At 61.5% G+C, this 20928-nt stretch carries 19 protein-coding genes; 14 read left to right on the top strand and 5 right to left on the bottom strand.

Features of this window, described 5'->3' with window-relative positions:
• The first annotated feature begins 45 nt into the window (after positions 1-45).
• Complete coding sequence (locus CBB91_RS04290; protein WP_273012352.1) at positions 46-834, top strand: uracil-DNA glycosylase; 789 nt, start codon at positions 46-48, stop codon at positions 832-834.
• Here CBB91_RS04290 and CBB91_RS04285 read toward each other — a convergent pair whose 3' ends face one another.
• On the bottom strand, positions 835-1311 hold the full coding sequence (locus tag CBB91_RS04285; RefSeq protein ID WP_273012351.1) for a hemerythrin domain-containing protein: 477 nt from the start codon (positions 1309-1311) through the stop codon (positions 835-837).
• 89 nt (positions 1312-1400) lie between these two features.
• Between CBB91_RS04285 and CBB91_RS04280 the strand changes: the two genes are divergently transcribed.
• The 4 genes from CBB91_RS04280 (at position 1401) to CBB91_RS04265 (ending at position 4377) form a co-directional block, all read left to right on the top strand.
• On the top strand, positions 1401-2084 hold the full coding sequence (locus tag CBB91_RS04280; RefSeq protein ID WP_272982436.1) for a TIGR04283 family arsenosugar biosynthesis glycosyltransferase: 684 nt from the start codon (positions 1401-1403) through the stop codon (positions 2082-2084).
• Complete coding sequence (locus tag CBB91_RS04275; protein WP_273012350.1) at positions 2084-2689, top strand: DUF2064 domain-containing protein; 606 nt, start codon at positions 2084-2086, stop codon at positions 2687-2689. Before CBB91_RS04280 ends, CBB91_RS04275 begins: the two co-directional genes overlap by 1 nt.
• Before the next feature lie 71 nt (positions 2690-2760).
• Positions 2761-3171: a BLUF domain-containing protein gene (locus tag CBB91_RS04270; RefSeq protein ID WP_273012349.1), complete on the top strand. Its 411-nt coding sequence runs from the start codon at positions 2761-2763 to the stop codon at positions 3169-3171.
• Between the two features lie 117 nt (positions 3172-3288).
• Positions 3289-4377 (top strand): PA0069 family radical SAM protein, encoded by a 1089-nt coding sequence (locus CBB91_RS04265; RefSeq protein ID WP_273012348.1) that lies wholly within the window; start codon positions 3289-3291, stop codon positions 4375-4377.
• Here the strand turns inward: CBB91_RS04265 and adhP are convergent.
• Entirely contained in the window at positions 4374-5402 is a 1029-nt protein-coding gene (adhP, locus tag CBB91_RS04260; RefSeq protein ID WP_273012347.1) for an alcohol dehydrogenase AdhP, read from the bottom strand. The two genes, CBB91_RS04265 and adhP, sit on opposite strands and share 4 nt — an antisense overlap.
• A 292-nt stretch (positions 5403-5694) precedes the next feature.
• Here adhP and CBB91_RS04255 point away from each other — a divergent pair, with 292 nt between their 5' ends.
• The gene (locus tag CBB91_RS04255; RefSeq protein ID WP_273012346.1) at positions 5695-6777 is read left to right on the top strand and encodes a DNA methyltransferase; all 1083 of its coding nucleotides are present in this window, start codon (positions 5695-5697) and stop codon (positions 6775-6777) included.
• A 38-nt stretch (positions 6778-6815) separates the two neighbouring features.
• Here CBB91_RS04255 and CBB91_RS04250 read toward each other — a convergent pair whose 3' ends face one another.
• A complete protein-coding gene (locus CBB91_RS04250) occupies positions 6816-7655 on the bottom strand; it encodes a hypothetical protein (protein ID WP_273012344.1) in 840 nt (279 codons plus the stop codon).
• A 62-nt stretch (positions 7656-7717) separates the two neighbouring features.
• On the opposite strand from CBB91_RS04250, the gene CBB91_RS04245 reads away from it, so the two are divergent.
• Positions 7718-8623 carry a fatty acid desaturase gene (locus CBB91_RS04245; RefSeq protein ID WP_273012343.1) on the top strand — a complete coding sequence of 302 codons (906 nt, stop codon included), beginning with the start codon at positions 7718-7720 and terminating at the stop codon, positions 8621-8623.
• Here the strand turns inward: CBB91_RS04245 and CBB91_RS04240 are convergent.
• The gene (locus tag CBB91_RS04240) at positions 8519-10570 is read right to left on the bottom strand and encodes a sialate O-acetylesterase (protein ID WP_273012341.1); all 2052 of its coding nucleotides are present in this window, start codon (positions 10568-10570) and stop codon (positions 8519-8521) included. The genes CBB91_RS04245 and CBB91_RS04240 overlap by 105 nt on opposite strands.
• Positions 10571-12640: 2070 nt before the next feature.
• Positions 12641-13690, bottom strand: a complete 1050-nt coding sequence (gene mutY, locus CBB91_RS04235; protein WP_273012339.1) for an A/G-specific adenine glycosylase — start codon at positions 13688-13690, stop codon at positions 12641-12643.
• A 38-nt stretch (positions 13691-13728) separates the two neighbouring features.
• Here mutY and CBB91_RS04230 point away from each other — a divergent pair, with 38 nt between their 5' ends.
• The 7 genes from CBB91_RS04230 to CBB91_RS04200 all read left to right on the top strand — a co-directional run bounded on the left by CBB91_RS04230 (position 13729) and on the right by CBB91_RS04200 (position 20826).
• Positions 13729-14310 carry a DciA family protein gene (locus CBB91_RS04230; RefSeq protein WP_051602881.1) on the top strand — a complete coding sequence of 194 codons (582 nt, stop codon included), beginning with the start codon at positions 13729-13731 and terminating at the stop codon, positions 14308-14310.
• A 30-nt stretch (positions 14311-14340) separates the two neighbouring features.
• Positions 14341-14976 (top strand): thioredoxin domain-containing protein, encoded by a 636-nt coding sequence (locus CBB91_RS04225; protein ID WP_273012337.1) that lies wholly within the window; start codon positions 14341-14343, stop codon positions 14974-14976.
• A gap of 74 nt (positions 14977-15050) precedes the next feature.
• The gene (locus CBB91_RS04220) at positions 15051-15707 is read left to right on the top strand and encodes a thioredoxin domain-containing protein (RefSeq protein ID WP_051602880.1); all 657 of its coding nucleotides are present in this window, start codon (positions 15051-15053) and stop codon (positions 15705-15707) included.
• Positions 15708-15725: 18 nt separating this feature from the next.
• The gene (gene smc / locus CBB91_RS04215; RefSeq protein ID WP_273012335.1) at positions 15726-19187 is read left to right on the top strand and encodes a chromosome segregation protein SMC; all 3462 of its coding nucleotides are present in this window, start codon (positions 15726-15728) and stop codon (positions 19185-19187) included.
• Positions 19188-19336: 149 nt separating this feature from the next.
• The gene (locus CBB91_RS04210; protein ID WP_051602879.1) at positions 19337-19693 is read left to right on the top strand and encodes an AtpZ/AtpI family protein; all 357 of its coding nucleotides are present in this window, start codon (positions 19337-19339) and stop codon (positions 19691-19693) included.
• Positions 19690-20472, top strand: coding sequence for a F0F1 ATP synthase subunit A (locus CBB91_RS04205; RefSeq protein ID WP_035554782.1), 783 nt, complete (start codon positions 19690-19692; stop codon positions 20470-20472). The genes CBB91_RS04210 and CBB91_RS04205 overlap by 4 nt, the downstream gene beginning before the upstream one ends.
• A gap of 117 nt (positions 20473-20589) precedes the next feature.
• A complete protein-coding gene (locus CBB91_RS04200) occupies positions 20590-20826 on the top strand; it encodes a F0F1 ATP synthase subunit C (RefSeq protein ID WP_273012333.1) in 237 nt (78 codons plus the stop codon).
• Positions 20827-20928 lie beyond the last annotated feature (102 nt).

The following is a 20928-nucleotide window of genomic DNA, read 5'->3' as shown; positions in this document are numbered from 1 at the left end:
GGTAAAGCAATTACAGCGTCTATCAGGAAGGTCCAGAGCGTCCAGATGCCCGCCCCTGCGTCAATTGATGCAATTCAGGCCCTCACCGAATGGTGGGGCGACATGGGCGTGGAGGTCGATGACGCCACGGTACAGGCGTATTTGAAGGTTGCCGAGGGCGCCGCGCCAGCCGCGCCTGCAGTCTCTCCAACGCCTGTACGGCGTCCGCGTCGCAAGAAAGTCGACTGGGTGGAAGAGGCCCGAAACGCCGCTGCGGCGTGTGATTCGGTCGAAGCGCTGAAAGCGGCCATCGAAGCCTTTGAGGGCAGCCCCCTGAAAGCCGCTGCAGAAAAAACCGCCGTCTATGATGGCACACCGGGCGCGAGCCTGATGGTGATCGGTGAAGGCCCCGGTCCGGAAGAAGATCGTCGCGGTGTCCCTTTTGTTGGTCCGGCCGGACAATTGCTGGACCGGATGCTGGCGGCGATTNAGCGCGACCGTAAGGAAAATGCCTTCATCACGAATGTGAATTACTGGCGCCCGCCCGGAAACCGGAATCCCGAAGCCGAGGAACTGGCCGTGTGCCGCCCCTTCGTGGACCGGATGATCGAGCTGACCCAGCCGAAAGTGATCATCGCGGCGGGCGGCGTTCCGGCGAAATCCCTGCTGGCAAGCTCGGATGGCATCATGCGCCTGCGCGGCACGGAACATGTGTACAAAACGGCGGGCGGCTTTGCCGCGCCGCTGATCCCTATCCTGCATCCGGCCTATCTTTTGCGCCGCCCACAAGACAAATCCCGCGCATGGCGGGACTTGTTGCTGGTCGAACAGCGGCTTGGGGAACTGGGAGGATAATTACTCCTCCAGCGCGGCTTCGGCCTTTTCGTCGACGATCTTGCGTTCGCGTTCCTTGCGCTTGAGGAAGGACTGGCTGATCGCGCCGTCTTCATCCTTGCCGATAACCTTTTTAGCAACCGGGAAGATCTCTTCTTCTTCCTCGTCGATATGATGTTCATAGTCGTGACGCAGCGTCTTGAAGCGCGTCATCCATCCGGGGGAACTCATATCCATCTCGTCCAGTTCCTGGATGATGTCGTCGAGCTCCTTGTGCTCGGCAACTGAATGGCGGCCCTTGGGCTGGCCGTCTTCTTTCTCCATCAGCGGGCTGTAGAAGGTTTCTTCCTCGGCTGCGGCGTGGCCACCGACATCATAGTAGAACTGCTTCCAGAGCTCGCGACGGCGCGACGAATCGCCGGTTGTCTCAGCCAGCTGGGCGAGCAGCTCGCGATGCGTATCATGGTCTTTCTTCAGGGTTTCGTAAATCGACGGCATGTGAGGGATCCTTGTTCAATTCTGTCCCTGCTGAACGTGTTAACCGCTCGTCGGTTCCGCAGCGCACAATTGCCTGCTAGGGGAAATTCATGGCCGCCCCACTCTCTGTCATCATTCCCACACTGAACGCCGCCCGCAGCCTGCCGGACTGTCTGCAGGCGCTGATGCCGGGGCTGGAGCTGGGCCTGATCCGTGAGGTGATTGTCTCTGATGGCGGCTCTGATGATGCAACGCCGCGCATTGCCGGGGACACGGGCGCGACACTGGTGACCGGCGCAAGCGGGCGCGGGGCACAGCTTGCCGCCGGCGCGAAGGCCGCGCGGGGCGAGTGGTTGCTGTTCCTGCACGCTGACACGTATCTCTCCCCCGACTGGGCCGAACGTGCCGCGCACCATATGGACACTCGGCCCGGCAAGGCGGCGGCCTTTACGCTCAAGTATCGCTCGGATGATCGCGCAGCCCGCTGGCTGGAGGCGCGCGCCAATCGCCGCGCCCGGTGGCTTGGCCTGCCTTATGGCGACCAGGGCCTGCTGGTCTCCCGCAAGCTGTATGACGAGATTGGCGGTTATGCGGATGTGCCNCTGATGGAAGACGTGATGATCGTGCGGGCGCTGGGCAAGGCGCGGCTCTCATTCCTGAGTGCTGAAGCGCGCACCTCCGCCGAGAAATACGAACGCGATGGCTGGCGCAAACGGGCCTGGGGCAATGCCGCCCTGCTGACGCGGTTCCTGCTCGGGGCAAAGCCGGAGACGCTGGCAAAGGCGTATCGCTGATGCGCCGCGCCCGGCTTCTCATCTATGCCAAGCCGCCGCGTATGGGCCTTGCCAAGACACGGCTNGCCGCNGGNATGGGCCGGACGGAGGCGCGCCGCATTGCCCATTTCACCCTGGCCCGCACGATGCGCGCCGCCGCAGCCAGCGGGCTTGATGTGTCGCTGTATCTCTCACCCGACCGCGCGCTGGGCGAAACGCTGGGGGGCCTGCTGCCGCCACATCTGCCGCGCGTCAGTCAGGGGCCGGGCACACTGACCGAGAAGCTGGCAAAAGGGCTTGCTGACTCCCCAAACGGGCCGGTCATGTTCATCGGCACGGATGCGCCNGACATCAGCCCCGCCCTGCTCTTGCGCGCCGAGCGGCTCTTGTCGCGCAATGACGCCATCTTCGGCCCGGCGACAGATGGCGGATTCTGGCTATTCGGGTTGAACAAAAGGCCCGGTTTGCCACCTATGTTTGAAAACGTGCGCTGGTCAGGGCCTCACGCAATGGCCGATCTTCGCAAGAATCTGCCTTCCGGCTTTCGCGTGGCCCTGTTGCCAACGCTACAGGACGTAGACACGAAGGAAGATTGGAAAATCTGGAGTGCTGACAATCTCTGTTAACTTGATTTAAGTTATCGAACAAAATCTGGAAGCGGTGTCCAAGGGGGGCGCGCTCAGGCAACAGGACACCTATGAAAAGACTGATCTATATCAGCACAGCAATCGACACGATTCAGGAAAGCGATATCGACGATATCGTGGCAACGGCTCAGCGCGTGAACGAGGTGCAGAGCCTGACGGGTGTGTTGCTGTTCAATGGCCTGAACTTCCTGCAATTGCTGGAAGGCCCGCAATCGAATGTCGAGAATATCTACAATCGCATTCTGACCGACAAGCGACACGTTTCAGTGACGACTGTCCTTGTTGAACCAGCCCAGCTGCGGATCTTTTCAGACTGGCGCATGGTCGCGCGCAAGACGCCGGAGCTGCAAAGCAAAGANAAGTTCAAGAAGATGCACGTCATGACAGATGTGCTCGACCGCGAGATGCCCGTCAGCGTGCGCAAGGTGTTTGATAATTTCGCCTCCCTGAAGGGCATCTGATTTCACAGGTTTCCGCCAGNCGCGGCAACAAATGTTCTTGATTTGTTCNNGGGCTTGTGGCCTGTTCTCCTCATGAGGACAGGACAGAAACTTTCGCCCAAGGGCCGTGTCACACTAATGGACACCAACGCCGCGCAGGAACGCTTTGAACATCGCGGGCGCGGCGCCGTTTCCAATCAGACTGGCCGGTATGAAAAGCAGACCCATCACGCCTTTGACGATGGCTGGGGCACGATAGAGGATGATGCCGGGCGGCTGGAAACGGTCCTGATGAAGGATACCGCCCGCAAGATCATCACTTACAACAAGTCGCCGGACATCTCCTTTGACCGGACTGTGAACCCCTATCGCGGCTGTGAGCATGGCTGCATCTACTGCTTCGCCCGGCCCACGCATACCTGGGANGGGCTTTCGGCCGGTCTCGATTTCGAGAGCAAGCTTTTCTACAAGGANAACGCNGTCGAATTGCTGAAGCGGGANNTGTCAAAGCCCGACTATGTGCCGCGNGTGATCGCGCTGGGCATGAACACGGATGCCTACCAGCCGGTTGAGCGGGAACAGCGCCTGACCCGCGAATTGCTGGAAGTGCTGTACGCCTATCGCCACCCGGTCAGCCTGCTGACAAAGTCTGCCCTGATCCAGCGGGACATCGACCTGATCGCGCCCATGGCCAAGGCCGGGCTTGCCCGTGTCGGCGTGTCCATCACCACGCTGGACCGCACACTCTCCCGCAAGATGGAGCCGCGCGCCGCAACGCCCCAGAAACGACTGGACACGATGCGCGCACTGGCCGATGCGGGCATTCCGGTCACCGCCATGACCGCGCCAATCATTCCCGGCCTGAACGATCACGAGATTGAAAGCCTTCTGGAAGCGGTGTCCGATCATGGCGCGACCCGGGCGGGCTANGTGATGTTGCGCCTGCCCTATGAGATCAAGGANCTGATCCTCGAATGGCTGGTGCAGCATGTGCCGGACCGGGCCGCACGGGTGATCAACCTTGTCCGGGAAATGCGCGGNGGGAAGGATTANGACGCCACCTGGCATGANCGCATGCGCGGCGGCGGGCCGATGGCGGACCTGATTTCCAAACGGTTTGGCCGCGCCATCGCAAAGCTCGACATGAACCACCCGGTAGAGCCCCTGCGCACGGATCTGTTTCGCGTAGTCGAGGACAGAGGNGGCCAGATGCGACTGGATGTCTAGGCGAAATCGAGCACAATTCTCCCGTCGATACCGCCNTCCAGCATCTTGTCAAAGACGGTGTTGATCTCTTCCAGGCGCGCGGTAGCCGTGTGCGCGCGCACCCTGCCCGCCGCTGCAAANTCCAGCGACTCCTGAAGGTCGAGGCGGGTGCCGACAATTGAACCGCGCACCGTGATGCCGTTCAGCACCATGTTGAAGATGGACAGGGGAAAATCACCGGGCGGCAAGCCATTCAGCGACACGGTCCCGCCGCGNCGTACCATGCCGAGAGCCTGTTCGAACGCTTTCACCGAAACCGCTGTAACAAGGGCGCCATGTGCCCCGCCGATTTCCTTGCGCAGGAAAGTCGCCGGATCCGTCTGGGCAGCATTCACCGTCACCTCTGCCCCCAATTGCCTNGCGAGGGCGAGCTTGGACTCGTCAACATCGACTGCAGCCACACGCAGTCCCATTGCGCGCGCATACTGGACTGCCATATGGCCCAGCCCGCCAATGCCGGAAATCGCAACCCAGTCGCCNGGCTTTGTGTCGGTCACCTTCANCCCCTTGTAGACGGTCACTCCGGCGCACAGGACCGGCGCNATCTCTACGAAGGAGATATTGTCCGGCAGGTGCCCGACATAATTCGGGTCGGCGATGACATATTCGGCAAAGCCGCCATTCACCGAATACCCGGTATTGCGCTGGCTCTCGCACAGGGTCTCCCATCCGCCGAGGCAATGCTCACAATGTCCACACGCCGAGTAGAGCCACGGGACGCCCACGCGGTCGCCCTCCCTGACATGCGTAACGCCAGCGCCAACGCCGGACACGTAGCCCACACCTTCATGACCGGGAATGAAGGGCGGTTGCGGCTTGACCGGCCAATCGCCGCGCGCGGCGTGCAGATCCGTATGGCATACGCCGCACGCCTCGATCTTTACCTGAATTTCCCCTGGCCCCGGCTTCGGCGTCTTCACCTCCTCGATCNCCAGCGGTTTGCCGAATTCCCGCACCACGGCAGCCTTCATCGTAGCCTCAGTCATGATCTTTCTCCGTTGGACTGACGCGCACCGTAATGCGCACGGCAGAAAACGGGATAAGGACATTTCCCGAGTAAGGCGCAGCAGCANGATGCCCACGCAGATTTCACAGGGTTTCCCGAGCCTTGNGCACAGGATTNTCCACAACTCTATCCACNGGTCATTTTCGCTGTTAGTTTCGGANCCGAAATATTTCCGGGCTGATTCGGATGCGCAATAATTAGGGATTCAGAAACCGACCTCCGGCACTGATTCGCGCTTCGATACGACATCTTGTGCAAGCGGGGCTGAACCTATGGAACTACAGAAAAACGTGATCATGCAGGGCGATTGCATCGACATCCTGTCCCGTCTGCCGGACCGGTCGGTTGATCTCGTCTTTGCCGACCCGCCCTACAATCTGCAGCTTGGCGGCGGCCTGACCCGTCCGGACCAGTCGCACGTGGCCGGCGTGGACGATGACTGGGACAAGTTCGACAGTTTCGACGCCTATGACCTGTTCACCCATCAATGGCTGGAAGAATGCCGCCGCGTTCTGAAAGATGATGGCGCCATCTGGGTGATCGGCTCGTATCACAACATCTTCCGCGTTGGCGCGATCCTCCAGGATCAGGGCTTCTGGATCCAGAATGATGTGATCTGGCTGAAATCCAACCCGATGCCGAACTTCAAGGGCACCCGCTTCCAGAACGCCCACGAGACCCTGATCTGGGCGGGCAAGTCCGAAGCCTCAAAATGCACATTCAATTATGATGCGCTGAAAGTCTTCAATGACGACAAGCAGATGCGCTCTGACTGGATGATCCCGCTTTGCACCGGCGGCGAGCGCCTGAAGGATGAAGACGGCAAGAAGGCCCACCCGACGCAAAAGCCGGAAAGCCTGCTGCAACGCGTGCTGCTGGCCACAACCAATCCNGGCGACACGGTGCTGGACCCGTTCTCCGGCACGGGCACAACCGCCGCCGCCGCCAAGCGCCTCGGCCGCAACTATGTCGGCATCGAGCGCGACGAAACCTATATCCGCCTCTCCCGCGCGCGCCTGAAGGCCATTGAGCCGATCGAAGGCGCGGTGCTGGAAACGGAGAAGAGCAAGAAATCCCTGCCGCGCGTCCCCTTTGGCGCCCTGCTGGAAANCGGCTGGCTGAAGCCCGGCGACCGCCTGTTCAGCCCGCAGCGTCGCTATCAGGCGCGCATCCGCGTCGACGGCTCACTGACGACCGGCACCATTTCCGGCTCGATCCATCGTCTCGGCGCGCATGTGCAACAGGCGCCGGCCTGCAATGGCTGGACCTATTGGCACTATGAAGACCCGAAGCGGAACCTTGCGCCGATCGACTTGCTGCGTCGCCGCTATCGCGAAGAAATGGGGCTGAACTAGACCGCCNCCGGACNATCNGAANACGAAGCGGNGCGGGATCACTCCTGCGCCGCTTTTTCTATGGAGGCATAATATCGCTGCCAGCAGGCCTGNCCGATCTTGTTNTAGGCGCGCATCTTGTCCGCCATTCGCAACANTCCATCCTGATCGCCCAGCTCTGGCGGCAATAGCGGATCAAAGTTGATGGCGCGGATCACGGGCTGTCCGATCAGCAGCGTCTCGCGCGCCGCNGCATCCACCGCCTTCCCGTCCAGCGTGGCCATGCTCTTGTCCATTGTGTCGATTGCGTGCGCATAGGAGCGCGACAGCGCATCCGGCGACCACAGGCTCGCCCAATCCTGCGGCCCGGCCATCGCCATGTCGGACGCGCGCATGAGGATAATGTCCTCGTCCGCGCCGATCTCTGTCAGGCCCGCCCGGTGACTTTCCAGATCGCCTGCCAGATTTGCGGGCCGNACCCAGAAGCCTTCCTCCGTCTGCTGATAGCCGAACAGGGCCAATGCCCGCTCCCGCGCACGCAGCTGCTTGCGATCGCTGCGGCCGAGATGTCTGGTCAGCGCGACCAGCCAGTCACCATTCCAGTCGACCATGCGCCCGGCGACATGCTCCCACTGTTTCACCCGCCGCATCAACGCCTGCGCCTTCGGGCCGGGGGAATAGATGCCGCGCTCGGGGCTTTCCAGCAATTCATCCTTGATCAGCCGNGTNACNGCCACGCGCAANGTCGACGCCTCGATCCCGAACAGGGCCGCGGCGTGGATCAACCGCCCGATNGCCTGCGGCGACGCATCCGTGCTGCTCATCAGGGACAGGACCAGCGCGCGGGCCGAAACGTCTTCGGGGGTCAGGGGCTCATAATAATACACNAATTGACTCATACNNCCNTTTTATGTAATAAACGATTAAAGCACAGGATGGGAGGCCTGCCNTGTCCGCCAAGATGAAGCTGTCGGAAGCCGTTACCAAGGANGAATTGCGCGAGCTGCGCAAGAAATCCGATATTCGTGCGCTGGCCACGCTTAGCTGGAACTGGGGCCTGATCATTGCGGCGTTCGCGGTGGCGATCATCTGGCCGAACCCNCTGACCATTCTGGGCGGCGTGCTGATNCTTGGCGGGCGGCAGCTNGGNCTTGGTATTATCAATCATGACTGCGCGCATCACGCCTTCTTCAAGAGCCCGAAAATGGATGAGTTCGTCGGGCACTGGATTGCTGGCGCACCGATGAACATCTCCCTGCCCGCCTATCGCGCCTACCATTTGAAGCACCACAAATATGCCGGCACGCCAGACGATCCGGACATCATCTTCGTGAAGAATTATCCGGTTCCGAAAGAGAGCCTGCGCCGCAAATTCGTGCGCGACCTGACCGGGCAGACCGGGTTTCGCGACACGATGCGCAAGATCCGGAGTTTCAAACTCTCTCGCCACTGGCCCTGGCTGACTTTCCATGTCGGCCTGCTTGGCGTGCTGACAGCGGTCGGCGCCCCNTGGGCCTATTTGATGTGGTGGGCGGCTGAATTGTTCGTCTACCCCGCAATTGTCCGCCTGCGCCAGATTGGTGAACATGGCACGGCACTGGATCGCACCAGCCTGGACCCACGCCTGAACACNGGCACGACAGTGGCGCCCTTCTGGCAACGNNTCCTGATTGCNCCGAATGATGTGAACTATCACCTTGAGCATCACATGTTCGCGTCGATCCCGCCCTACCGGCTGAAGCGGCTGCACACGCTATTGTCCTCACGCGGATACTATGANGAGTTCGATTGCATCTCGCACGGCTATGGNGATGTCATCCGNCGCGCCATCCGCCGCGACGCGCCCGACNTGGTGCCNGCCGAATAANTCGCCTNAGTCGANCTGCATCCAGAACGGGCCTGCCGGCAGGCCATTGCCGTCGAACAGATTGCACAGCGGCGAGTCGCCTTGGCAGTAGCGGATTTCCGAAACCTGTGCGNCATCGGTTTCAATGACCATGACATCCCCGTCCAGCGTCGCCGGGGCAAACCGGCAAGCCGCGCCATCGCAAAGCTCGACGCCGGTCACATTGCTGGAGCTGATCGTGACCAGCCCCTGATCAATTCCCTGAAATGAGACGCGAATCTCATCCTCCAGGATTTCGGCGTCTGTCGCAACCGGCCCGCTCGGCCCGTCAATCGCCTCGCCGTAGATCAGTGCCTTCACGACACGGATGACCCGATTGGAGGCTGAAATCTTGTCGGCCGGGTGAATGTCATACGGNTCACCAAGGTCTATGGTGACGGCCAGCCCGACCCGGTCATCCTGCGCGGCGACCCGGCGCATGGATTCCCGAACCATGCCCCAGCCAGGCTCCCCGGCCACTGTCGGCAACGCGCCAAAGCGCGGCAGCTGAACCACCACCACAGGCAGGTCCGCGCCGAACTTNGCGCGCCAGTCCTGAACAAGCAGAGTCAGCAATTCCTCATAAGCCGCACCGGCNCCGGCATTGGACTCGCCCTGATACCAAATCGCGCCTTTCAGCCCGACGCCTTCCAATGGNGCGATCATCGCATTGTGCAGCATCGAATATCCCTGAATGGTTTGCCAGGGAGCAGGCTTGGGCCGCGTCACATCCGTCGGCACCTTGCGATAGGTCCAGCCCTCCGCGAGCGAAACCGAACTGCCATCGGNAAGCTCNAGCCGTAGCTCCGCATCCGGACCATTCATGCCGCCTTCGCCATAATCATTATGCGCATTGACGAGCAGGACATTGCGCCCAGCCCTCAACAGGTCCGCCGGCACGTCATAGACCCGCAATCCGCCCCAATCGAACGTCGTGCCGATCGCCACACCATTCAGCCAGGTNACGTCCGTATCGTCGATTGATCCGATGTGCACACTGGCCGACTGGCTGGCCTGCGCGTCTGTCAGATCGAAGCTCACCTTATGCCACACCATCCCCTTGTGATCGGCCAGTTCAGGGTCTCCCCATGTGCGCCAGTCGCGTAGTTGGCCGGGCACCGCTGCCCAGTTGCCTTTGTCCGGCGCGTCCCAAACGGCGTCTCCACCCGTTGCCGGATCGGCCAGCCAGCTCGCCTGCCAACTTTCCGAATAATCCTTTGCCGCCTTGACCGGATCATCAACATGAGTGCGCAGCAACTCAACCTGTTCGGCATGCNCCGCCGCCGCGCCCGCAACCTNGGCATCNATCCAGGATTCGATACGAGAGCCGCCCCAGGCTGACTGGATCAGGCCGACCGGCACATCATAAGTCTCGGCAATGTCTCGCCCNGTGAAATAGCACATCGCAGAGAACCACTCCGCGGNTTCCGGCGTCGCCTTGCTCCANGCGGTCGGCTCGGGCAGTTTTGACTGCGGCTCCAGCGCTGCCTTTTGATAAATATTCAGCAGGCGTATATTTTCCTCGCTCGCCTCCTCAAGGATCTGCGGCGCGTAAGGCATGTTCCTCAGCGGATATTTCATGTTCGACTGGCCGGAGCACAGGAACACATCACCTGACAGAACNTCGCCGACATGATCCAGCTTGCGACCGCCTTCATGGAGAGANATTTCGTGAATGCCGCCCGCGGGCAGAGCGGCAAACTCCACCTGCCACGCGCCACTTTCGGCGACGGTCACCGTGCGTACGGCCGCATCGAGTTTCACCGACAGCTCGGTTCCGGGCTCGCCGGTGCCGAACACGCGCACCGGCTGGTCTCTCTGGATGACCATGTGGTCGCCAAACACATCCGCCAGTTCGGCGCTGTTCGGTTCAGCACATCCCGCCAGCATGGCAATCGCCAATGCGCTTAGCCCAAGCTTCTGAATCACGAATCCGCCTCCGCCCTCTTTGTTTGAAGNGACATTCCCCAAACCCGACAGCCTTGTCCAGTGTTAGCGGTAACTTTTCAGTCTTCGATTTCTGATCCGACGTTGTTCCCAGTCGGCGTCAGGACTCNTCATCCGAGCCGGACGAGGNGTCCTTGTCATGAGAGACTTGTTGAGGTGTGTTCGACTTCATGCCCAGCACGTTTGGTGTTTCCGCCCCATGCTGCACGGCCTTGGCGTATTGGGTGTTGATCGATACGACATCCTGTACGGCGGCGGCATCCCGACGTTGTAGCTGAGGCATGAACTTCAAATCGTCCAGTGACTTCACCGCCGTGGCGACAATTTCCTTCAACTCGTCCGTGTCGCTGCCAAACTCCAGAATGGATCGCGGGCCCATCAGTCCATTCTTGTTTGGCCGGGCAAAGGCGCAAGAGTGCACCAATACTGCGCTCCCTTCGACCACGCCATTCGTGAAGGGGATATCGATTTCGGTCTTCATCGTGTCGAATGAGGCATTGCCGATGGCCTGCGTCACGCTTGTTTCTGTTCCGGTCATCTCTGCCCGGAAGAACAAGCTTCTGAAATTGGTTTCGCCAAGGAACACTTCGGAGAGTCCGATGAACCATTTCCCGAACCCGCCGAAAATGAGGAACACCANNATCCAGGGTCCTATGGCCCCCAGATCGCGCCATCCATTCACGATGGCTTCGTCGCTGGGTTCGTTCCCGGCCTGAAGAACGGCGGAAAGGCTTTCCAGACCCTCCACTTCCGGAATTCGAAACGCCAGCGCCAATGCAGCCACCAGCAAAAGAATGTTGCCGCACCCTTCCGCCAGAAATGGCACATATTTCGCGATTGGGGCTTTCTGAAGCTGAGGCTGCGTCTCAGCATACACGCGCGGCCCCGTATTGTAGATCCGGATGGCCTGATTTGGGTACAGGTCCTGCGTTGCCGTGATCATGGCTTCGGCAAACTGGCGAGAATTGCCCACGCCATCCCGTTGGAAGCGGATTTGCGTAACGCCCTCATCCAGTTCACCTGACAGCGACCTCAATCGCGCCATCCTGACGAACCAGAAGAAAACAGCTACGCCCGACAACGCCGCGGCCAACACCAGGATCAGCATGACCAGCCCCTGTGGTACGCTTGCATCCGACGTTCTCATCAATGCGTTGGCACTGGCCGGGTCAACTCCCAGCGCCGCATAGTCGAGGCTGGACACCAGCACGCCCCCGATTGCAAGCAGCGCCAGGAAGAAGATCAGCCCCCTGAGGGTGCCGGGCGACGCATTTCTCATCTGCGCCAATTGCATGGTCAGCGTGGAGGAGCGGACAAACATGCGCCACCGCGCCAGCAAGACGGTCGCAAGCACCCACCAGAACATGCTCTTCGTATTTCCCGTCATTTCCAGGCCGACTGTATTTGAGGCCGCCACGAAGAACAGCGCCAAACCCAGCACAATCAATGTGCCGATCAGGCAGGCAAAAATGTACTCAATCAGAAGGCGAATCTCGGGGGGCGAAAATCGAAGTCCGGGCAAGAACAGTTCTGCCAACCGGCCCAGTAAGCCAGCCTGTATACTTCCCTCTGGCGGTGAGCCCACATCCAGCAATTCCGACAATTCCCCGGGGGAGTAACGTTGCGCCTTTCCGATGGATGCGACAGCTTTGCCACCTTGCGAGCGCACAGCAAGGTCGGCTGGAGAGCGTGGATCAGGCTCGAACCCGGTCAGCCTGTCCACAGCCTGCTTCAGTCCCGTCAAGCCTGACAGGATCAGCACCGACGCAGCAAAACCTGACAGCATCATCAAAGGCATGTTGTCATTACTGAATGCGCCAAGCGCCTGGAACAGCACAAACAATCCCACCAGAAAAACGATCACCGCGCGAGCAAGGCGCAACAGCCCTGACACAACGAACGGATTTCGGAAATTGTCTGAACGCCTTCTGGTTTTCATGTTTGCCCCCAAACTCATCAAACCCAAAACAGAATTCTACCTTCCGCAATCGATCGGCTTAGTCAATCGCGCGTTGATGACGTTTTCTGGTTGCGCGCCCCGATGAGCGCTCCCTACTTCAAAGCGAGTTTGTAGGCTTTTTCGAAGACGCTGGGCAGGCCTTTGACGGCGTTGGCATTGGTCCAGATCGCGCCGGGGATCTTCGGTTTGCGTGCGGCTTCGGCCCGCATCACCCGAAAGCGCAGCGCGAAATGCGTGAAGACATGGCGCACTTCGCCAATGTCTTCCCACTCTGCNGTTGCCGGGGGNNGGGTTTCGGCAAAGCCNCCTTCCACCCAGTCTTCNGTCGGCAGGGCGAGCATGCCGCCCAGCAGGCCCTTNTCCGGGCGCCGGACCAGCAGGACCTGATCCTTCACNCGCAGCACATAGGCNGTTCCGTAGCGCACAGGCTTGGCCACTTTGGCAGGCTTGATGGGGTAGCGCTCCGGTTCCCCTTCGGCCCGCGCAGCGCAGAGATCCGAGACGGGGCAGATCAGGCAGTTCGGCTTGGTCGGCGTGCAGACGGTCGCGCCAAGGTCCATCAGAGCTTCGGCGAACTCTCCGGGCCGATCTTCCGGCACCAGCGCGCGGACGGTTTCCGCGATCACTTTCTTTTCTGCCGCCCATTCGCCCTTCAGGGCCAGCAGGCGCGCGAACACACGGTCGACATTGCCATCCACCGCTGCGGCTTTCTGATCGAAGGCAATCGCCGCAATCGCGCCCGCCGTATATGGCCCGATGCCCGGCAACTTGCGCAGCTCTGCCTCGGTTTCCGGAAATCCGCCGCGCGCCGTTACTTCACGCGCGCATTTCAGGAGGTTCCGCGCCCGCGCATAATAGCCAAGCCCGGCCCATGCGCTCATCACGTCTTCATCCTTCGCCGCCGCCAGCGCCTCGACACTTGGCCAGCGCTCCGTGAAGGCGTGGAAGTATGGCGTGCCGTGCGGGATGGTGGTCTGCTGCATCATGATCTCGCATAGCCAGACGCGGTAAGGGTCGGGCCGCTCTCCCACGGCGCGGTCAGCCGGCAGCGTCCGCCACGGCAAATCGCGCGCATGCCGCTCGAACCAGGGCAGCAATTTGCCCGGCAGGCTGTTCAAATCTCTGTGCTTTGCCGGCGCCATGCCTTTTCCTCGCCCGAAAGCCGTGCAATCTCGTGCGAATGGTCACGAGATCAAGTCTTGATCCCATTGAGGAAGCCCGCGCGCGGATCCGCCTTCGCTACCAGCGGGCGACGCGCGCCCATCCGGGCATGCGCCAGATCGGCCTGTCGGCAGAGCGGATCGGGCGCAAGTCCGGCGCCAAGAAACTTCCCCCCATCCAGATCCTGCGCCAGCGCTGGCGCGAGATTGCCGGGGAGCAACTCTACAAATACTGCCGCCCGGAACGACTCAGTGGCGGCAAGGATGGCCGCGTGCTCACCCTGCTCGTCGTGCCCCAGGCCGCGCCGATGGTGCAGCACCAGTCCGAAACGCTGCGCCAGCGTGTCTCGGTCTCTGCCGGGGGTGACATCACCGCGATCAAGATCAAGCAGGGCGCACTCGGAAACGAGCCTGCCAAGCCGATGCGCCGCAAGACACGCCCCCTGACCCGCGCCGAGCGTGAGGCGCTGCAGGAATCCGCCGCCCGCATCCAGGACGACAAGCTGCGCGCCGCAATTGTTGCGCTTGGAGAGGCCATGCTAACCGCAGAAGACACGCCGCCCGCCGACACGTCCGGTACAGGCGGTGACCTGCCCTTTTAGACATCCGCGCTGCCCGCAAGGAGCCCCGACATGCTGAAACCCCTTCTGACCGCCCTCATTTCTGCCGCCGCGCTTGCCCTGCCCGCGCTCGCGGATGATCTGTCGATCGGGCACTCAAAGGGATCGGAAGACGCGCCCATCACGCTGATCGAATATGGCTCAGTCACCTGCGGCGGATGCAAATTCTTCCACGACAAGATCATGCCGCGCGTCGAGCAGGATTATATCGAAACCGGTAAGGTCCGTTTCATCTTCCGCGAGGCATTGCGCAACGATGTGGATACGGCCCTCATCGCCATGGCGCGCTGCAAGGGGCCTGACAAATTCTTCGCGATCACTGATGCGATTTTCGAGAAACAGCCGGAGATCATCAAATCCGCGCAGGCCGGCAAAGTGCTCGACACTTTCCTGGATATCGGCGCGGAGTTCGGCATCAACACACCGGCCCAGTTCGATGCCTGCTACGAGGACATGGATATCCGCCTCGACATGATCGAAGTGCAGGAAACCAGCGAACTCTACGAATTGCGCGGCACGCCCACCCTGATCGTGAATGGCGAGGAGAAATATGTCGATGAGGATTTCAAATCCGCCGACGCTTTTGCCGCCTATCTGGATGAGCAGCTGACCGCACTTTCCGAAACGCCTGCCGAACAGGCAGAATAGTTAACAAACACCGGGGTTGCAGTTAACCAATTGGCAACCTAACCGACTCAATTCTTAACGCGAAGGTTATGACCATGAACATCTTCTCACGACGCACTGCGCTTGCCGCACTCTCCGCGCTGGCCCTGGCTGCCTGCGGTGACTCCGGCGCGGCCAACACGCCGGCAGGCGGCACGGTAAGCGCCGGTAGCGAACTGGGCCATGTGAAGGGCAATGCCGATGCGCCGGTCACGCTGATCGAATACGCGTCCCCGACCTGCCCGGCCTGTAAATACTGGCATGATGACATCAGCCCGGTCGTTCAGTCAGACTATGTCGACACCGGCAAGGTGAAGTTCGTATTCCGCGAATACCCGATCCACGGGCCTGACGTGCCTGCCTACCTCGTGGCGATGTGCGCTGGCGAAGACAAGTATTTCGACGTTCTGGACGAGCTTTTCGAATACCAGTCCGGCATCGTTGAATCCGCCCAGAATGGCGTTCTGAAAGCCATGCTGCAAACCATCGGACAGCGCCACGGCATTGAATCCGAAGCTGATTTTGATGCCTGCATGAACAATCGCGAGCTGCGCGAGCAGATGGCGGATGTGTACCAGACCGCAGAGGCCTATGGCGTGACCGGCACCCCGACCTTCATCATCAATGGTGAAGTGCACCAGTTCGCCAACATGAACTCTGCCGAGAAGGTCACTGCCGCACTGGACGCCGCACTCGAGGCTGCAGGCGAATAAGGATATGGGGGAGCCAGCATGCAGATAACCGAACTCCGTATCGCTGGCTTCAAGTCCTTCGTGGACCCTCAGGATGTTCCGATCGAACCCGGCCTGACCGGGATCGTCGGCCCGAATGGCTGCGGCAAGTCCAATCTACTCGAAGCCCTGCGCTGGGCGATGGGCGCCAGCTCTGCCCGCGCCATGCGCGGNGGGGAGATGGATGACCTGATCTTCTCAGGTGCAGACGGGCGCCCGGCCCGCGAAACGGCGGAAGTCACGCTGGTGCTGGACAATTCCAAGCGCACCGCGCCGCCGGAATTCAACGCCTCTGACACGCTGGAGATCATCCGCCGCCTGAAGCGCGGTGCGGGCTCCACCTACAAGCTCAATGGGCGCACCGTGCGCGGCAAGGACATCCAGCTCCTGTTCGCGGATGCCTCCACCGGGGCGAACTCCCCGGCGCTGGTGCGTCAGGGCCAGATCTCCGAACTCATCGGCTCCAAGCCCCAGAACCGCCGCCGCATCCTCGAAGAAGCCGCCGGAATTGCGGGTCTCAACTCCCGCCGTCACGAGGCCGAGTTGAAGCTGAATGGCGCAGAGACCAATCTGGAGCGCCTGTCCGAAGTTTCCGCCGAGGTCGAACGTCAGCTGGCAAGCCTGAAGCGGCAGGCCGCAAAGGCGCGCCGCTACAAGCGCCTGTCCGAAGAAATCCATGCCCTCGACGCGCTGATCGCTCATTTGCGCTGGCACGAGGCCAAGCTCGCCTGCGACACCGCCCGCACCCAGCTGGAAGACGCACGCCGCGCCGTTGAAGAGAAAACCCGCGAAGATGCCGTGCGCGAGCGTGAGCGCATCGAGGCCAGCGAGGGCCTGAACCCATTGCGCGAAGCCGAGAGCATCGCCGCCGCCAAGCTGGGCCAGGCCCGGATCACGCTGGCGAAACTGGAAACCGAGCGCAAAATCGCCGCCGAAACGCATCAGCGCCTCGACGCCGAAGCGACCCGTCTGATGGAAGACATCGAGCGCGAACAGGACCAGAAGCTGGAAGCCGAAGACGCGCTGGCCCATGCCAAGTTCGAACTCTCCTCCCTGCCGGTGCTGGACGAAGCCCGCAATGAAGAGATCGAGGCCGAAACGCGCCGTGCGCTGGAAAATGCCCGCATGCGCCTCGCCGAAGCTGAAAAGACTGCCGACGAAGCGCAGGAACGTTTGGCACAGGTCCGCGCCCAGCGCCGCGCGTCTGAAGAGAATGCCGCCGCCCAGCGTCGTCGCCAGTCGCAACTGACCGCAGAGATCGACCGCCTCAAGGGCGAGATGTCCCGCATCGAAGACGTGGTGACCCTCACCTCCCGTCTGAGAGACGCCAAGACGGCTGAGCAATCTGCCGAAACGGCGCTGCACGAGGCGGAACGNGCCGTAGAGGCCGCAGAAGCGAAGCTGGCCGAAACCCGTGAAGCAGAAACCTCGGCCCAACCCCCACGGGACTCAGCGCAACAGGAAGTTCGCGCGCTGGAAGCCGAGATTGCCGGCTTGCGCAAATTGCTCCGCAAGGCGGAAGGCCCCAAGGCCCCGCCGGTCGTGGAGCGCATCCGCACGCAGGATGGATACGAAAAGGCCATCGCCGCCGCCCTTGGGGATGACATTGAAGCACCGACAGACCGGTCNGCGGCCATGTTCTGGGGCGGTGCCTCTCTCGCCGGACAAACCCTGCCAGATGGCGCACGCCCGCTGACGGACGTGACCGAAGCCCCAGGCGAACTGGCTGCGCGCCTTGCCCAGTGTGGCGTGGTGGATGTGGCGGATGGTGAGCGCCTGATGGCTGAGCTGAAGCCGGGCCAGCGCCTTGTTTCGGTCGAAGGCCATCTCTGGCGCTGGGATGGCTATATCCGCACGCCGGATGCCCCCGTCAGCGCCGCNGCCCGTCTGGAGCAGCAGGCCCGACTGGAAGCNGCCGAGGCCGAGCTTGGCCCGCTGACCGAAACCTATGAAGCGCGCGAAGCCGAATGGGTCGCGGCGCGCGAGGCCCGTCAGGCCGCCGAAACGAATCTGCGCGANCTGCGTCAGGCAATNGCCCCGGCCCAGCGGGCGCTGAGCGAAGCNCGCAATCGCGTNTCNCAGGAGGCGCAGGCCTCTGAACGCGCNGCGATGAAACGCGACACCAGCGGCGAAGCACTGACCCGCGCCGAATCAGACCTTGCCATCGTCAATGAAACGCTGGCCATGATCTCNCCNGAAGGCCCGGCAGAGGATGAAAGNGCGCTGGAGGCCCGCCTCGCNGAAGCGCGGACAATGGTGGCCGANGCCCGCACNGAAGAGGTCGAAGCGCGTGGCCGCCTGACCGACATCACCCGTGGCCGGGAACAGGCCGCTGCCCGGCGCGAGGGATTGGAGCGGGACATCAAGACCTGGTCTGGCCGCATCGCCTCAGCCGAGGANCGCGTTGGCCGCCTGATCGAGCGCCGCAAATCCGCAGCCTCCGAAGCGCTCGCCGCCAAGGCGCGCCCGGAAGAACTCGCCAGCGAGATCGAGACCCGCAGCAATGAGGTCGAAACGCTGGAAACAGAGCGCAAGCGCGTCGCGGACCAGCTGGCCCAAAAAGAAACCGCGATCCGCGAAGCCGAACAGGCCGCCCGCCGCGCCGCCAATGAAGCCTCTGAAGCGCGAGAGAATCTGGCTGGCTGGAAAGTGAAGCTCGAAAACGCCGAAGGCCGTCTCGAAGAATCGGTCGAGATCGCCCGCAACAATTTCCAGCGCACGCCCGAAGGCCTGCTGGCGATTGCCGAAGCGGGCCTCGACGAAGAAGAGATGGGCGAATTCTCCCCGCGCGACGCAGAGCGCAAGGCCGACGAACTGCGCCGCACGCGAGACCAACTCGGCGGCGTGAACATGAATGCCGAGGAAGAGGCCGCAGAGCTGGAAGAACGCCTCGGCTCACAGGTCACCGAGAAGGAAGACCTGATCGCGGCCATCGCCAAGCTGCGCCAGGGCGTCGACAAGCTGAACGCCGAGGGCCGCGAACGCCTGCTGACCGCGTTCGAGACCGTGAATGAGCACTTCAAGGCGCTGTTCACGGCCCTGTTCCGCGGCGGGCAGGCCGAGCTGCGCCTCGTCGATGCGGACGACCCCCTTCAGGCGGGACTCGAAATCATGGCCCAGCCGCCCGGCAAGAAGCTCGGCACGCTGAACCTGATGTCGGGCGGAGAGCAGGCCCTGACAGCGGCAGCGCTGATCTTTGCGGTCTTCTTGTCCCGCCCGGCCCCGATCTGCGTGCTGGACGAAGTGGACGCTCCGCTGGACGACGCCAATGTCGACCGCTTCTGCAACATGCTGAACGAGATGCGCCAGCGTACCGATACGCGCTTTGTGGTGATCACGCACAATCCGGTCACGATGAGCCGGATGGACCGTCTTTTCGGCGTCACGATGCGGGAAAAAGGCGTTTCCAAGCTGGTTTCTGTGGACCTGCAGGCAGCCGAAGAGCTTGTTGCGGCGGAGTAGCGCACACCTGCACAATAGAAACTCAATAAAATCAGGCGTCTAGCTTTCTGCAATCGCGGTTGACTTGCCCGCCCCGTATACATAGTTTGCGCCGAAATCCGGGGGGCACCCCATCAGAAGGGATTCGCACGCGCGAAGCTTGTCATATCATGTCCAGTGAAGGCCCGAACGACCTCGGTGAACGCATCGCCAAGGCTCAGGCGGCCCGAGCGGCAAAAGAGGCAGCCAAGCGCAAGCTTGAACCAGATGATGGAAGTCTTTCGGCCGGGGCCTATGCCCTGCGATATGGCGCGGAGTTTGTCGCCTGCATCTTTGTCGGAGGCCTGATTGGTTTCTGGATTGACGCATTCGCAGGAACAAAGCCCTGGGGCCTGTTGATTGTCGGGACTTTCGGCTTCGCAGCAGGTATTCGAGCGATGATGCGCGCTTATCGGGAACTGAATGCCCGGGCGCAAGGACACTTAAAGGAGCCGGAGGCTCCAACAGACGGGACCGGGAACGAATGAACTTCGCTCTGCAAAACACCGCGATTGATCCGATCCACCAGTTCCAGGTCACGAAGTGGCTGGACCTGAGCATTGGCGGCGTGGACATTTCCTTCACCAACGCGTCCGGCTTCATGCTGCTCGGCGTGGTTCTGTGCATTGCCTTCTTCGGCTATGCCGCCTCCAAGAAAGCGCTCGTACCGGGCCGCACCCAGTCCATGGCCGAGATCGGCTACGGCTTCGTGGCGGACATGGTCCGCTCCACGGCTGGCGAAGAAGGCCTGCGCTTCTTCCCGTTCGTCTTCACGCTCTTCTTCTTCGTCTTCTTCGCGAACATGATCGGCATGGTGCCATACGCCTTCACAACGACCAGCCACCTGGTTGTCACCGGCGCCTTGGCCATGCTCGTCATTTCCATCGTCATCGGTTTCGGCATCTGGAAGAACGGCCTCAGCTTCTTCAAGCTGTTTGCCCCGTCCGGCGCACCGTTCCTGATCTATCTCATCCTCGTCCCGATCGAGATCATTTCCTTCCTGGCCCGTCCGGTCACGCTGGCGCTGCGTCTGTTCGCCAACATGCTGGCCGGTCACATCATGCTGAAACTGTTTGCAACCTTTGCAGCCCAGCTCATCGGCGCGGCCCTGTCCGGCGCGGTGTTCATGGGTGTTGTGGGTCTGCTGGCCTTCGGCATGGGGGTTGCGCTCAACGCGCTCGAGCTTCTTGTGGCAGGTCTTCAGGCCTATGTTTTCGCAATCCTGACCTGCGTTTACCTGAACGACGCACTGCACCCGTCACACTAAGGACCTCTTCGCCAGTGTGGGCCCCGGCGCACACTAAAAACCTTGACGCAGCCTAACGAACACGCTTCACGGGCCGCAAAATACTGAAACCCTTGCATTCCAAACAGGAGACTACCCATGGAAGGCGATATCGCTCTCGGTCTGAAATACGTAGGCGCTGGCCTCGCAACGCTCGGCATGATCGGTGCTGCAATCGGTGTGGGCAACATCTTCGGCTCGTTCCTCGACGCCGCGATGCGCAGACCGTCCGCTGCTCCGCAGCAGACCGGCAACCTCTTCATCGGTATGGCCCTCTCCGAGGCTCTCGGCATCCTGTCGTTCCTCGTCGCCATCCTGATCCTGTTCGTCGTCTAATAGACCGACGCACATCCTGAACGGGCCGGCGGCATTCTTGCCGGCCGGCCCGATCCTGTCGTATTCCGACGCAGAGGTAACCTGATGCTGATCGCATTGCTT

It is taken from the genome of Hyphomonas sp. TMED31 (assembly GCF_002172815.1).
In the GTDB taxonomy this organism is placed as follows: Bacteria; Pseudomonadota; Alphaproteobacteria; order Caulobacterales; family Hyphomonadaceae; genus Hyphomonas; species Hyphomonas atlantica.
Note: the sequence above shows the minus strand (reverse complement) of the source record. Positions and strands in the feature narration are given on the sequence as shown.